The sequence below is a fragment of the Paenibacillus sp. Marseille-Q4541 genome, from assembly GCF_018310695.1.
Taxonomy (GTDB): Bacteria; Bacillota; Bacilli; order Paenibacillales; family Paenibacillaceae; genus Paenibacillus.
This window is the reverse complement of the sequence record NZ_JAGXCY010000001.1, coordinates 492,165-507,129: the sequence shown is the minus strand read 5'-3', so window position 1 is coordinate 507,129 and position 14,965 is coordinate 492,165. Positions and strand designations below refer to the sequence as shown.

Annotated in this window: 6 protein-coding genes; all 6 read left to right on the top strand. The window is 47.8% G+C overall.

Features of this window, described 5'->3' with window-relative positions; all coding sequences use genetic code 11:
• Window positions 1-45 precede the first annotated feature (45 nt).
• The gene (locus KFT32_RS02465) at window positions 46-1,410 is read left to right on the top strand and encodes a class I SAM-dependent rRNA methyltransferase (protein ID WP_211745500.1); all 1,365 of its coding nucleotides are present in this window, start codon (window positions 46-48) and stop codon (window positions 1,408-1,410) included.
• Between the two features lie 272 nt (window positions 1,411-1,682).
• Window positions 1,683-2,303, top strand: coding sequence for a carbohydrate-binding family 9-like protein (locus KFT32_RS02460; protein ID WP_211745499.1), 621 nt, complete (start codon window positions 1,683-1,685; stop codon window positions 2,301-2,303).
• A 252-nt stretch (window positions 2,304-2,555) separates the two neighbouring features.
• Window positions 2,556-6,068 (top strand): helicase-exonuclease AddAB subunit AddB, encoded by a 3,513-nt coding sequence (addB, locus tag KFT32_RS02455; RefSeq protein ID WP_211745498.1) that lies wholly within the window; start codon window positions 2,556-2,558, stop codon window positions 6,066-6,068.
• Window positions 6,065-10,180 (top strand): helicase-exonuclease AddAB subunit AddA, encoded by a 4,116-nt coding sequence (gene addA, locus KFT32_RS02450; RefSeq protein ID WP_211745497.1) that lies wholly within the window; start codon window positions 6,065-6,067, stop codon window positions 10,178-10,180. Before addB ends, addA begins: the two co-directional genes overlap by 4 nt.
• A gap of 29 nt (window positions 10,181-10,209) precedes the next feature.
• A complete protein-coding gene (locus KFT32_RS02445; protein ID WP_211745496.1) occupies window positions 10,210-11,394 on the top strand; it encodes an exonuclease SbcCD subunit D in 1,185 nt (394 codons plus the stop codon).
• Window positions 11,391-14,822 (top strand): AAA family ATPase, encoded by a 3,432-nt coding sequence (locus KFT32_RS02440; protein WP_211745495.1) that lies wholly within the window; start codon window positions 11,391-11,393, stop codon window positions 14,820-14,822. Before KFT32_RS02445 ends, KFT32_RS02440 begins: the two co-directional genes overlap by 4 nt.
• Window positions 14,823-14,965 lie beyond the last annotated feature (143 nt).

Genomic DNA, 14,965 nt, shown 5'->3' with positions numbered 1-14,965 from the left:
AGAGATCTCGTTTGATATGATTTATAAAAAGGAGTTGTACGTATTTTGGCATCTGTAGTCCTTACGAAAAGTCGTAAGAAACGTATTGAACAGGGACATCCCTGGATTTTTAAGAATGAAATTGAATCGGTAGAGGGCCAGCCTGAACCAGGTGAACTCGTAGATGTGAAAAATCATCAGGGCCGTTATCTAGCGACGGGTTATTACAACCCAGCTTCGCAAATCACGGTAAGAGTGGTGTCTTATGAGCCAATCACGACCATGGACAAAGCATTTTTTGTTCGTAAATTTGAGCAGGCTTTACAGCACCGAGAGCGTTTTGTAACCGGAGGAGATGCGTACCGTTTAATCTATGGCGAAGCTGATTTTGTACCTGGTCTTACGGTTGACCGTTTTGGAGATGTACTTGTTGTACAGCTGCTAACGCTAGGGATGGATAGATGTCGTGACATTATCGTGGAAGCATTGGTTGACGTTGTGAAGCCAGTGGGCATCTATGAGCGCAGCGATGTTGGTGTCAGAGAGTTAGAAGGACTGGATCAGGTGAAAGGACTTCTTTACGGGGAATGTCCAAGGCATGTAACGGTGACGGAAAATGGACTGCTCATCAAAGTTGATATTGAGCAAGGACAGAAAACCGGATATTTCTTTGATCAGCGCGAAAATAGAGCTGCTATTCAGCCGCTTATGAAAGGCTGGGGAAATAAAAGCGGTATTTCCCTTCAAGAAGTAGAAAAAGACGGAGAAATGAGTCTTGTGCCCGTTAATAAAAGTGGCAAAGAGGTCACTTTCCCTTATTGGGATGGAGCTACGGTGCTCGAGTGTTTCTCACACACGGGCAGCTTTACACTAAACGCTTGCAAATATGGAGCAAAACAGGTCACTTGTCTCGATATCTCAGAACATGCCATTGAGAGTGCACGTGATAATGTGAAGCTGAATGGTTTTGAAGACCGGGTTGAGTTCGTTGTAGACGATGCATTCCAGTATTTGAGAAACCAGGTCAAAGGACTGGAAGAACGTGAGGAACGTGCCAAAGGAGATAAGAAAGTCGATACTTCCAAAGCAATGACCGCTGGTGGTGGACGCACTTGGGATGTTGTTATACTTGATCCTCCTGCTTTTGCTAAGACACGGAGTGCAGTGAAAGGTGCTGTCCGCGGTTACAAGGACATCAATCTGCACGGCATGAAGCTCGTGAATGAAGGTGGATATCTTGTTACGGCAAGCTGCTCTTACCATATGCGTCCGGATCTGTTCCTGGAAACTATTCAGGATGCAGCAGCAGATGCAGGTAAAATCCTGCGTTTACTCGAATGGCGCGCAGCAGGTAAAGATCATCCGCAAATTTTAGGTGTTGAAGAAGGACATTATTTGAAATTTGCTATTTTTGAAGTGCGTTCGAAATAAGGTTTCGTTTTTATAACCTAATGGCCTAGGTAAAAGCATCTGTCTACTCTTGATTTAAAAGAGAAAGGCAGGTGTTTTTTTACATGCTTTATCCGTCTGCTCCAGAAACAGGTACGACAAGTGAAATTGAAGAAATTGAAGCAGAATGATTGATAAACCGCCCATACTATGTGTATCATTGCAGATATATAAATACATATTTTTACAAAAAAAGAAGCGAGAAATAATAATAGAAACTACAATTCAGAAATTGAGGTGGAAAATTAAAACCTATGATGGACAAAGAATATTACGTATATCTATGTAAACAAGTAGAAGCAGGATGGAACTCTATTGATTGGGATCGCTGTGAAGTGCTCCAATTATGCGACACAGTCACAGGTTTACCGCCGAAGGAGTCTACCGAGGTTAGAGTTTGCTGGAACAAAGACTATCTGTATGTACGATTTTTATGTGAGGATCAGAACATAGTATCTGATTATACAAAAAGAGATGATCCGCTGTATGAACAAGATGTCGTTGAATTTTTTATCGACGAGGAGGGCAAGGGGACACATTATTTGGAGCTCGAAGTGAGTCCAAGAAATGTGGTATTCGATGCTCTAATTGAGAATGATGGTGTAGAAACGATTACAGGTACGAACAAAGCTTGGTGCTTCAATGATCTAATTACCTCTGTCGACACGACTAACGAGGGCTACGTAACTACTTTTATTCGTATTCCAGCATCAAATTTCATTCATCCACTTCAAGAAGGACTGCGTTGGAAGGTGAATTTCTATCGAATTGATGAGGATGTAGAAGGAATTCGAGAGTACCAGGCATGGAGTCCAACGGAAAAGGTCAACTTTCATATTCCGTCTACGTTTGGGACGATGATATTTAGTGTTTGAAATAAGGCTGTAACAGATCATGGGTATGACTCTGTTACAGCCTTTCATTTTACTACCTAAATTAGAGAGCTGTATCTGTTTCCACATTGGCTTCTATTACCAAACGCATGTTCCTGTTCGCTGAGGTATGGTATACTAAAGAATAGATTGTAAAGCGGACTTATGGGAATGATAGTCCCTTTTTTCATAGATGTTTTCATAGATTATGGATTGATATTTTGCGATAAAAAGAGAGAAAGCGAGGGATAGCATATGCCGCTTCATTTGGTCATAGGCCGCGCAGGTAGTGGTAAAACGAGCTCCATCATGAAGCAGATCACGGATGAGCTCGGTCAGAATCCCGGAGGGAAACCGATGATTCTGATCGTTCCGGAACAAGCTTCCTTTCAGGCGGAAACAACGATGATTCGCTCCCCTGAGATCAAAGGATCTATTCGGGCACAGGTACTTAATTTTCGCAGGCTCAGTTATCGTGTGATGCAAGAGACTAGCGGTTCAGCGCTTGTTCCTGTCGGACCTGAAGGGAAAAAAATGCTCTTGTACAAAATTGTACAGCGGCGCAAAGACGAACTGAAAATTTTCTCCGCATCCGGTGGTCAGATGGGGTTTGTCGGGCATCTGAGTAACCTCTATGCAGAACTCAAAAGGTACGGAGCGCCTGAACGGGCAATTAAAGACGAGTTGGAGAATGCGGAACAGCTACCGGGAGCGGGAGCTATTCTGCGTCATAAATTACATGATATCGCGACGATCTATCGTGATTTTGAAGCGGAAGTTTCCCGTTTTCATATGGATGAAGAGGATACGCTGGTGAAACTTGCCGAGCAGTTATCCGAATCGGATTATATTAAAGATGCAGATATTTGGATTGATGGGTTCCGCAGCTTTACCCCGCAGGAGCTTGCCGTTATTAAGCAGCTCATTATTCATGCGAGGTCTGTTACGGTTGCACTAACACTTGACCGTCCTTATGGAGAGGGAGAGCAGCCGCAGGAGCTTAACCTGTTCTATCAGTCTGCGTCTGCTTACATCAAGCTGCAGGGGATCGCTTCTGAGCTTGGGGAAGCAACTCGCACAACGGTACTTGCACCTGAGCGTTCTCCGCGTTACGCCTCTGCTGCACTTGCTCATTTGGAATCTGGATTCGAGAAGCGGAGTGTGATGTCCAAAGAGGATAATGACGGAGGGGTTGAGCTATACAGTGCTGCGAACAGTCGAGTTGAAGTGGAAGGGATGCTTAGAGAGATTAGACGTCTTGTACGCGAGGAAGATGTTCGTTATCGGGATATAGCAGTTCTGGTTCGGAATATGGATACTTATGAGAACTTGATATCACCACTGTTCCAGGATTACGAGGTGCCGTACTTTCACGACAAACGGAGAGATGAACTTCATCATCCACTTGCAGAGTTTCTAAGATCTGCTATGGATATTGTTCGCCACCGATGGCGGTATGAGGACGTATTCCGTGCTGTCAAAACAGATCTCCTTCTTCCGCTGGACGGCTCAGTCCGTCGTTATCATATGGATCTGCTCGAGAACTATGTGCTGGCAAGCGGCATTTCAGGTTATCGCTGGACGGATGGGAAACCGTGGAAGGCAGCACCAAGCTTGTCTCTGGAAGAAGAAGAGGGAGCAGGGGCTCAGCGTGAGGAAGCAAGCCAACAATCCATTCGGATGCTTGAAACGTGTCGTGAGATCATCACAACACCGCTATTTGCTTTTGAGAAAAGAGTCAAAAAAGCGAAAACAGCAAGAGAGTTCTGTACTGCTTTATTTTTGCTTTTACAGGACGCTGGGATTGCGAACAAGCTGGATGCTCTAAGCAGTGAAGCTCTGCAAGCAGGAAAACCGGAAAAAGCTAGAGAACACCGCGGAATGTGGGGAGCTGTTCTTGAGTTGCTGGATCAAGTCGTAGAGATGATGGGCGATGAAAGAATGGACGCAGAGCTTTTTGCTGGAATTATGGAGACGGGTCTTTCAGAGCTGAAACTGGGACTAGTGCCAGCAGCACTTGATCAAGTGCTGGTAGGTTCAATGGATAGATCTAGAACAGGCAGTGTGAGTCATGTTTTTATCCTTGGAGCTCTAGACGGCGTACTTCCGCAGATACAAACCGAGGATGGGGTGCTTACCGAAACAGAACGGGCAGCCCTTACGGAATATGGACTACAGCTAGGACCAGATCTGAACCGCAAAATGCAAGATGAACGGTTTCTTATCTACACTGCTTTTACACAGCCAAGTCGTAAACTTTGGATTAGTTATCCACTGAGTGATGAAGATGGTAAAGCTTTGCATCCTTCGGAGATGATTCGATATATGAAGCGTATGTTTCCGGGTCTCAAAGAGAAGTTGCTGCTAGACGAACCGGCTGCTCTGGACTCATGGGAACACCACAAGGCGTACCTGACACATCCGGATAAAACAATGGCTCATCTGATCAGCCAGCTTCGGGAATGGCGCAGAGGGAACAATATTCCTGAACCTTGGTGGGAGGTATATAACTGGTACGTAAACCAGCCCGAACTACATGTAAGACTTGAACGAATGCTCGGATCTGTTTTCTATGAGAACCGGACAAGATCTCTAACCGAGGCGACTAGCCGGAAGCTGTATGGAAACAAACTGAAGACCAGTGTATCTCGTATGGAACGGTTTGCGATGTGTCCATTTTCTCACTTTGCATCCCATGGGTTAAAGCTAAGGGAACGTCAGGTGTACCGTCTGAAAGCACCAGATATAGGACAACTGTTTCATGCTGCGCTAAGCAAGATGGCAAGCCGGCTTAAGGAACATAACCGCAACTGGGCTTCGCTGACCAAAGAAGAATGCGTACAAGAGGCAGAAGCTACGGTCGATGTACTTGCACCACAGCTGCAAGGCGAGATTTTGCTAAGCTCTGCGCGGTATGGTTACATTTTTAGGAAGCTGAAAAACATTGTCAGTCGCGCCTCAGTCATTTTAGGAGAACAGTCTAGACGTGGAAACTTTGAACCGCTTGCGCTTGAACTGGATTTTGGCCCGGATAAACCGCTACCTTCGCTTACGTTTGAACTCGCAAGTGGAGTTGTGATGGAGATTGTCGGCCGGATTGACCGGGTGGATGTGGCAGAAGGAGAACACGGAGATATTTTACTTCGAGTCATTGACTATAAATCGAGCCAAACGGATCTTAAGCTACACGAAGTGTTTTATGGATTGTCGCTGCAAATGCTCACCTATCTTGATGTGCTGCTGACCTATGCAGAGGAGTGGATCGGTACAGAAGCTCAGCCTGCCGGAGTATTGTATTTTCATGTGCATAATCCTCTCTTGCCCTCGGCTAACGCTATGGCACAAGATCAGGCGGAACAAGAGCTGTTGAAACGCTTCAAAATGAAAGGGTTGCTGCTTGCCGACCGTGATGTAGTAGCGAAGATGGATAACACCCTGGATAAAGGATACTCATCTATTCTTCCCGTTGCCGTTAAGGCTGATGGAGGTTTCTATAGCAGTGCATCCGTAGCGACGGAGGAGCAGTGGGGAGTTTTGCTCGGTTCGGTTCGAAATACAATTCAGGAGATTGGAACGAGAATTACCGAAGGAGAGGTTGCGATTGAACCTTTCCGGATGCAGCAGGAGACGGCTTGTACATTTTGTCCGTTTAAATCGGTATGCCAGTTTGACGAAGGACTGCCAGGGAACGAATTTCATCTCATTCGGAAGCCTGCCAAGCAGCAGGCGTGGGATTTATTTCAGCATGAAGGGGGAGGAGCGGAATGAGAAGTATTCCTAAACCGGAAGGAAGCTTTTGGAGTGATGATCAGTGGAAGGCCATTGCTTCCGCTGGAGAAGACATGCTTGTGGCCGCGGCTGCTGGCTCAGGGAAAACCGCTGTCCTTGTCGAGCGGATTATTCGTAAAATTTCAGATGAGAACGCAGGATTCAGTGTGGATCGTCTCTTGGTAGCTACTTTTACGAAGGCGGCGGCTTCCGAGATGCGTGAACGAATTCGGGATGCACTGGAAACTGCGCTTGAGGAGCAGCCGGAAAGTGACCACTTAAGGCGTCAACTTAGTCTTCTTGGGCGTGCTTCCATTACGACCCTCCATTCATTCTGTATGGAGATTATTCGTAGGTATTATCAGCAGATTCCGCTGGACCCTGGTTTTCGTATTCTGAACGAATATGAAGCTGAACTTATGCGGCAGGAACTTTTAATGGATCTGTTTGAACAGAAGTACAGTGAAGAAGGCGAAGGAAGTACGTTCCGCAGACTTGTGGACTGGTTTAGCGGAGAACGTAACGATGATGCCATGTACCGGCTTGTGCAAAAATTATACGATTTTTCTCGAAGTCATTCATGGCCGTCTTACTGGCTTGATGAGATGGCTGCTTCTTTCCGCGTGAATTCCGTAGAGGAGCTTAGTCAGTCGGCTTGGGTCAAAAGCATTATGCGTGATGCGGAACTGGCTCTTGGCGGAGCCGTACGCTTGCTTGAGCAGGCACTCGATATCGCTAAAGAACCAGAGGGACCGGCTGCTTATGCAGAAACGTTCAGTAGTGATCTGGAGATGGTGCAGGAGCTCCTTACTAGAGTGAAAAGTGGAGCTTGGGATGAACTTTACGATATTTTTCATCAGTCTCAGTTCGGCAAGTTGAAGGCGGTTCGCAAAGGACAGGCTGATCCAGCACTTCAGGAGAGAGCGAAGGAACGAAGGGAAGCTGCGAAGAAGACGGTAACGGAACTGAAAACGGCAATGTTTGGCCGTGCACCTGAACAGTTTTTGGAGGAAATGCAAAAGGCAGCTCCTCTTATGGAAGAACTGTCTTCGGTTGTGAACCGATTTGCCGATATTTTTGCCGAAGAGAAGAAAGCGAGGGGCGTTGTCGATTTCAGTGATTTGGAACATTATGCGCTCCATATTTTACGTCACTCCGACTCTACGCCTGAAAAGTCGCTTCCATCCGATGCAGCAATCGAATATCAACAGCAGTTTGATGAAGTGTTACTTGATGAATATCAGGATACCAATACGGTCCAGGAAGATATTGTGAGTCTGATCTCACGTAAAGGACCGGGGAATCGGTTTATGGTAGGAGATGTAAAGCAGAGTATTTACCGTTTTCGCCTAGCGGAGCCAGGACTTTTCTTAGATAAATATCGCCGTTATGATGCGGAGGGTGAAGGGGAAGGTCTCCGTATCGATTTGGCACGGAATTTCCGAAGCCGACTCGAAGTGGTTGATGCTGTGAACATGCTGTTTAGACAGATCATGAACGCAGGTGTGGCTGAAATTGAATATGATGATGCAGCAGCATTATCATATGGCGCATCTTTCCCGGAAATACCGGAGGACGGACGATATACACCCGAACTTGTACTAATCGATCGTGCAGGAGCGGGAACACCCGAACAGGCAGAAGCGGAAGGTGAAGATGGGGCTGCGAGTGAAGAGATGGAACAACTTGAGATGGAGACCGCAGAGCTCGAAGCTAGAGTCATTGCTTCCCGTATTCACGAAATGGTAGGCAATACCGGTACACCGCTTCCGGTTTATGATAAAAACACGAAAGAGATGAGACCTGCAAGATATGGCGATATTGTCATTCTTCTGCGATCTGCCCAGCTGTGGACACCGCTTATTATGGAACAACTCAAGCGGGAAGGAATACCGGTTATAGGTGATCAAAATAAAGGCTTTTTCCAAGCTACAGAAATTGAAATTATGCTCTCCTTATTGCAAGTAGTTGATAATCCTCAGCAGGATATACCACTTGCATCTGTACTTCGTTCACCTATTGTAGGTTTGGATGAAGAGGAACTTGCTGTAATCAGACTTGCAGGCAAACAACTTTCTTTTTACGATGCTATGCGTAAAACCATCGAAGATTCGAGAATGGAAACAGATCAGGTGACTAAGCCGAGTGGTGTTTCCAATATCGATCAAGATGCAGAACAGTTCGAGGCACAGATGGCACTTGAACTTGGGCTGAGGGAAGCTAGCGCGACAATGGAAGTGATGGAGCTCGGTGGAATTACACTTCACGACGGCGTAACTTCAGACGAGCATACGGATGCACCGGGTACCTTGGAGTTTAAGGCAAATCTTCTTCGCAAATTAAGTGCATTTTCTGATCTGCTTGAGGAGTGGAGAAGTGAGGCAAGACGAGGCAGTTTAAGCGAACTCATCTGGCGTATTTACCGGGATACCGGATATTTGGATTGGGTAAGTGGACTTCCAGGCGGAGTACAGCGCAGCCGAAATTTAAAGGCACTGTATGATCGCGCCAAACAATATGAAAACTCCACTGCGAATCGCGGATTGTTCCGTTTTCTCACTTTTATTGCGAGACTCCGAGATAACGGGGGAGATCTTGGAGCTGTAGGCATTGCTGCCGATACGGAAGGCTCGGTTCGCATTATGACTATTCACCGCAGTAAGGGACTGGAATTCCCGATTGTGTTTGTTGCGGGGATGTCTAAAATGTTCAATCAGCAGGATTTGAATGCACCTTTTATGATGCATAAGGAGCTTGGTTTTGGACCAAGGTTTGTAGATGAAGAGAACCGTGTCAGTTACCCTACGCTCGCGAGTCTTGCCATTCGCAGACGAGCTCATGCCGAGCTACTGGCCGAAGAGATGCGAGTGTTATACGTTGCACTGACGCGTCCAAAGGAAAAGATGATATTAATAGGTACTGTGAAAGATGTAGTGCAAAAAGCAATGAACTGGTCACAGATTAAAAATCATCATGCCCTGCTCCTTCCAGAAACACTTCTAGCTTCAGGTCGAAGTTATTTGGACTGGGTCGGACCGGCTTTGTTCAGACACCCGGATGCATGGCATCTTCGGGCGCTTGCGAGCCTTGGAGACGAAGAAGACATGAGTTCAAGTTCATCTGATTCGTTCAGCCAAGATCAATCAAGATGGCGTATTTCCGTATTATCTGGAGAGTCCGTCTCTTCTCTGAATTTTGCTGTTAGCGAAGTAAGTGATGAGGTGAATGAAGACAGGCAATATTTCACAAAGGCTCTGATGGATATGCAACGAGTACAGACACCTTCGACTCAAGAAGATGATTCCATTAAAACCGAGATTGATGGGGTACTTAGCTGGTCATATCCCTATATGGCAAGTGCACAAACAGCAGCCAGTACGTCGGTTACTGAAATGAAGGCACTGCTTGCCATGCAGGAACATCCTCCGCTTGGTTTGCTTGAGCAGAAGGCATTTCAAGAAGAACAGGGAAGATTGGCTGTAGATGATGAATTCACCTTACATCTGCGGAGGCCGAAGTTTATGGAGGAATCTACTATAACGGGAACCGAGCGAGGGACCGTATATCATACCGTGATGCAGCATGTACCTGCTGAAGCTGGTTTGACCGTTAGTATGGTTCAGGATACGCTTGCGAGTTTAGTAGAACGTCATATTTTGCTTCCCTATCAGGCAGAAGCGATTGACGCAGTCCAAATTGCTAGATTTTTTGAAAGTGAACCAGGTATAGCGCTCGCTGAGGCCGAAAAAACAGGTTGGGTAAGAAGAGAAATGCCATTTAGCTATGGGCTTCCTGCGGACGAAACGTTGCTTGATTTTCATTCTGCGGACGTTCTTGAGGAAGAGGGACGGATGGAATCCAGCATACTCCACGAGGAGACAGTCCTTATTCAAGGGATTGTAGATTGTCTTTTTGAAGTGAACGGGAAACGAATTCTGCTAGATTACAAAACAGATAAAGTGCTTGAACACAGAGGCGGCATTGAAACACTAGCAAAGGGTTATCAGTTTCAGCTTGATCTCTATGCGAGAGCACTGCATGACATATTAGGATATGAAATTGATGAAAAATGGCTTTATTTCTTTGATGCGGACACGGCGGTTAAGCTCTAGGAAAGCGGGGCAAAAGGAGTGAATAACAAATGCGAATATTGCATACGGGAGATTGGCATTTCGGCAAAACGCTGGAAGGCCGCAGTCGATTAAAAGAGCAGGAGCAATTTGTGGACGAGCTGGTCCGCATTGCTGATGAGGAGAAAGCTGATGCAATTCTCATGGCGGGTGACGTGTATGATTCAGTGAACCCTTCAGCCGCTGCGGAGCAGCTGTTCTATGAGGCAGTTGCCCGGCTGACCTCTGCCGGAAGACCGCTGGTTGTTATTGCAGGGAACCACGATCAGCCAGAGAGGGTTGCCTCGGTCTCTCCTTTGGTGAATGGACGCGGCATCACCCTTGTCGGACTTCCTACCTCCGAAATTGTAACGGTTCACGCAGCAAGAACAGGGGAAATTGCCAAAATTGCTGCCCTTCCCTATCCATCGGAGTCTAGGCTTAATGAACTGTTCACAGAGGATGGCGAGGAACAGGGGATGCGACTTGCTTACAGTGAGCGGGTAGGACAGCTCATGAGACATCTAGGCCGTTCATTCGGGCCGGATACGGTGAACCTATCTATGGGGCATATCTACGTGCTTGGAGGGCTTGAGAGCGATTCAGAGAGACCAATCCAAGTCGGAGGTGCTTATACGGTAGATCCTTCTGCACTCGCAATTGGTGCGCAGTATACAGCACTTGGACATCTGCATAGGCCACAGCATGTCAAAGGGGATGGGATGATCCGCTATAGTGGATCACCATTGTCTTACAGTTTCTCGGAGTCGGGTCAGACCAAGTCCGTAGTCATGGTTGATGTTGTTCCAGGGCAACCGGCTGTGGCGAATGAAGTTTATTTAAGCAGCGGAAGACCTCTGGTGCGTTGGAAAGCCCGAGGGGGTCTCTCGGAAGTTTATCGCTGGCTTGAAGAAGAACGTGACGTGGCTGCGTATATTGACCTGGAGATTTCACTTGAAGAAGCAATGTCGATTGCTGAGATTCAGAAACTTCGTAAAAGCAGGGAAGGAATCATTCATATTCGTCCCGTCTATCCTGAGACGATTGCGGCAGAAGTTAGCTCGGCAAGGTCAGAACTACCGGTGCACGAAGTGTTCCGAAGATTCTATCAACGGCAGACAGGCGGTGCGGTTCCGGATGATCAGCTCGTGAAGTTATTTCTGGAACTGGTTAACGAAGAGGACAATCATACTGGTGAAGGGAGTGATTCTGAATGAGGCCTGTCAAACTTAAATTGTCCGGTTTACAAAGTTACCGGGAAGTGCAGGAGATTGATTTCAGGACGCTAACGGAAACGGGATTGTTCGGGATTTTTGGACCAACTGGAAGCGGGAAATCAACGATTCTGGATGCGATCACCCTTGCGATGTACGGCAAAGTAGAACGGGCCGTGAACGGAACGCAGGGAATTATGAATCAGGCTGAGGACAGCTTGTTTGTGTCCTTTACTTTTGAGCTCCAGTCTGAGAAAGGGACACACACGTATCGCGTCGAACGTCGGTTTAAGCGTACGGGTGAAGTATCCGTTAGTAATTCTGTAAGTCGTTTTATTGCGGTGACAGAAGAGGGAGAGCAGGTCCTTGCTGACAAACTCGCAGAGGTGAATCGTGCAGTTGAGGACATGATTGGTCTCAAGATGGATGATTTTACTAGGGCGGTTGTTTTGCCGCAAGGCAAGTTTGCAGAGTTTTTGTCCCTAAAAGGTACAGAGCGCAGACAAATGCTGCAACGTTTGTTTCATTTGGAGAAATACGGGGATCAGCTGGCGATAAAATTAAGCCGTAAGGTAAAAGAAAATGACAGTGCTCTAAAAGCGATTGAAGCAGAACAACAGGGGCTTGGACTCGCTAGTGAGGAAGCTTTGAAGGAAGCCGAGCTACAGCTGGAGCAAGCCATGAAAGAGGCTCAGGAGGTACGAGCCTTACTTGAGAAGGTAACAATCGCTGCTGAAGGCATGGCTAAGATGAGAGAACTGATCTCGGAGCATAACAAATTCAGTCAGCAACTCGAAATGATGGCACAGCAGCAGGATGAAATCATACGACTTGAGCAGCAATTGGAACGTTCTACGCTTGCAAGCACCTTTGTTCCTATGCTTGAAGAACAGAGTAAAGCGAAGGAAGAGCTTTCGAGAAGATGTTTGGCTGCCCAATCAGCAGAAGTACAGTTAACGCAAAGGGAAAAAACAACGCAGCAATGTGCTTTGATAGAACAAGAGAAAGAGCGTATTCTCTCAGATGAAGAACCGAAGCTCCTCGTACGTCTTGAACAATTGGAGCAGGCGCGGGAGCTTGAGAAGGAGACGGATCAGCTCGTAGTTGAGGTACAGAAACTTGTACAGCAACGAGAGACGGAAGAGAACACTTACCGGAACACCCATGAGCTTCTGCTGAAGGAACAAGATCTTCATGCGAGAGCTCTGATCAGACGTAAGGATCTTCAAGAGCAGCTATCTGGGTGTGAAGTGAAGTCTGGGGAAAGACGCGAACTGCTGGATGCCATTTCGCGGAAACATCGTCTGGATACCGCTATGGATAAATTGAAGGAAGCGCAGCATTCAGAGCAGAAGACACAGGCTGAAGTACAACAAGCAGCGCGGCAGCATCTAACAGTCGAAAAGGAAGCCACAGAGCTTCTTGTGGCCCAGCAGCAGCTAGGATCAGAACTGAGTTCAGCTGTTACTGAGCTTAGCCGTAGTGAAGCGTATGCGGGCTCTGAGATCGTCTCCATGGAACAGGAGGAGGCACGCCTGCGAGCAGTGCTCAAGGAAGAAGAGCTGCAACGATTATCTACACGACTTGCTGCGGAGCTCATCGAAGGGAAGTCGTGCCCAGTATGCGGGTCGGTACATCACCCGAACCCGCAAGGACATGCTCACGAGCCGAATAGTGCCCGTGAGGAAGATTTGGAGCAGCTGCGGGCGCTGCGTACCGAGCTTGCCGAGCTGCGACTCGGTTTACGCCAGCAGCTGCATGAGCTGCGCGCCGAGCTTACGCAGCACAGCCCTGCAGCCGGTCCGCAGGCCGCGGCGCTGTCACAGGCGGAAGCCGCGCCTGCGAAGAGCATGGCCTCTGCTGCTGCGCCTGGCATGACGGCAGAGGCACGGGTTCGCGCTTACGCGGAAGGCACCCGTGCCCTGGGAGAGGCGGCCGCACACCTAGCCGCCTCTCTTGCCCCGCTGCGCGAGGAAGCTGCACAGCTTACCACGCGTGCAGCTGAGGTGCGGCAGCGCCAGATGCTGGCTGCCGCAAACCACGACGCGTGCGTGAAACAGCACGCGGAGGCACAGGCGCGCGTTACCGCGCTCCTTGCTGAGGTGGAGGCGCTGCGCGCCAGCTGGGCCGAGGAACTGCCCGGCATATCACCGGAGGAGGCGACAGTCAAATACGAGTCGCTCCAAGAGCGTGACACACTTGCCGAAGACCTGAAAGAACGGCTCCAGCGGAGCGTAACTTTTCTAGAAGAGAAGGCAAGTGCCATCACAGACTTCCAGCAGCAACTATCGGTTATTGACAAGCGCCGTACCCAGCTGGATACGGAACGTTCAGGCAAAGAGGAGCTGCTGCAAGAGAAAGTGAATCGTCTTCGTGCTTGGGTAGGAGAAGATCGGGCAGAGGTTTTGCTGAAAGAAGCAACTCTGAAGCTGACGCAGATCCGGGAAGAAGCAAAAGCAGCGAAGCTTGCCCTAAAAGAAGCCGAGGAGTATAAGCAGGAAGCAGAAAAGCAAGCCGTTTTAGCCAAACAATCTTTGGAATCTGCTGAAGAGCAGCATACTAGCATTACTTCACGGTATGAATCAGAGCGGGCGAAGTCTCCGTTTGACTCGGATGAGGAGATTAGAAGAGCCTACATGGACCCTGCATCTGTTGCGAGAACAGAACTTACAGTAACGGAATATCGCAACAAAGAAAAAGAGGTTAAGCTACGGATAAAAGATTTGGACGAAAAGCTTCAGGGAACAGTCGTTACAGAGGAAGAATGGCAGCATACGAGTCAGCGGCTACGTACTCTGAAAGCACAGGACGAAGAGGCAATGCGCATCAAAGCGAGAGCCGAACGTGATTTGGAAGACATCACCCGCCGTCATGAACGCTGGATGGAACTGGATGGCAAACGGAGTGAACTCGCTTTGTACGCCGAACAGTTATCTAAGCTTCAATCGGTATTCAGAGGGAATACGTTTGTTGAGTACATTGCGGAAGAACAGTTGATGCAGGTCAGCAGATCCGCTTCTGCTCGTCTCCGCTATCTGACGAAGCAACGATATGCGCTTGAGGTGGATTCCGGGGGCGGATTTGTTATTGTGGATGATGCAAATGGGGGTGTGAAAAGACCGGTGTCTACGCTGTCAGGAGGAGAAACATTCTTGACCTCGTTGTCCCTTGCACTTGCGTTGTCTGCACAAATTCAGCTCCGTGGCCAGTATCCTCTTCAATTTTTCTTCCTGGATGAAGGATTCGGAACACTGGACCCTGAACTTCTCGATACGGTTATTACTTCACTGGAAAAACTGCACAATGATCAGCTTGCAGTAGGCGTAATCAGTCATGTGCCGGAGCTGAGAGCAAGGCTTGCTCGAAAACTAGTTGTCATTCCAGCAGAGGACGCGGGCGGAGGCTCCAAAGTCATGATGGAACAGCTATAACTAGTAGCATAACATTGTTTGATTGCTTGGAAATGTTACTGTTTTTCCCTTGTTCCTCCTGATGGTTCTTCCAAAAAGTGCGATGAAATAAAATCTTCTTGAACTTGTGGCAATTTCCTGAGACTTGAATACGCTGGGGATAT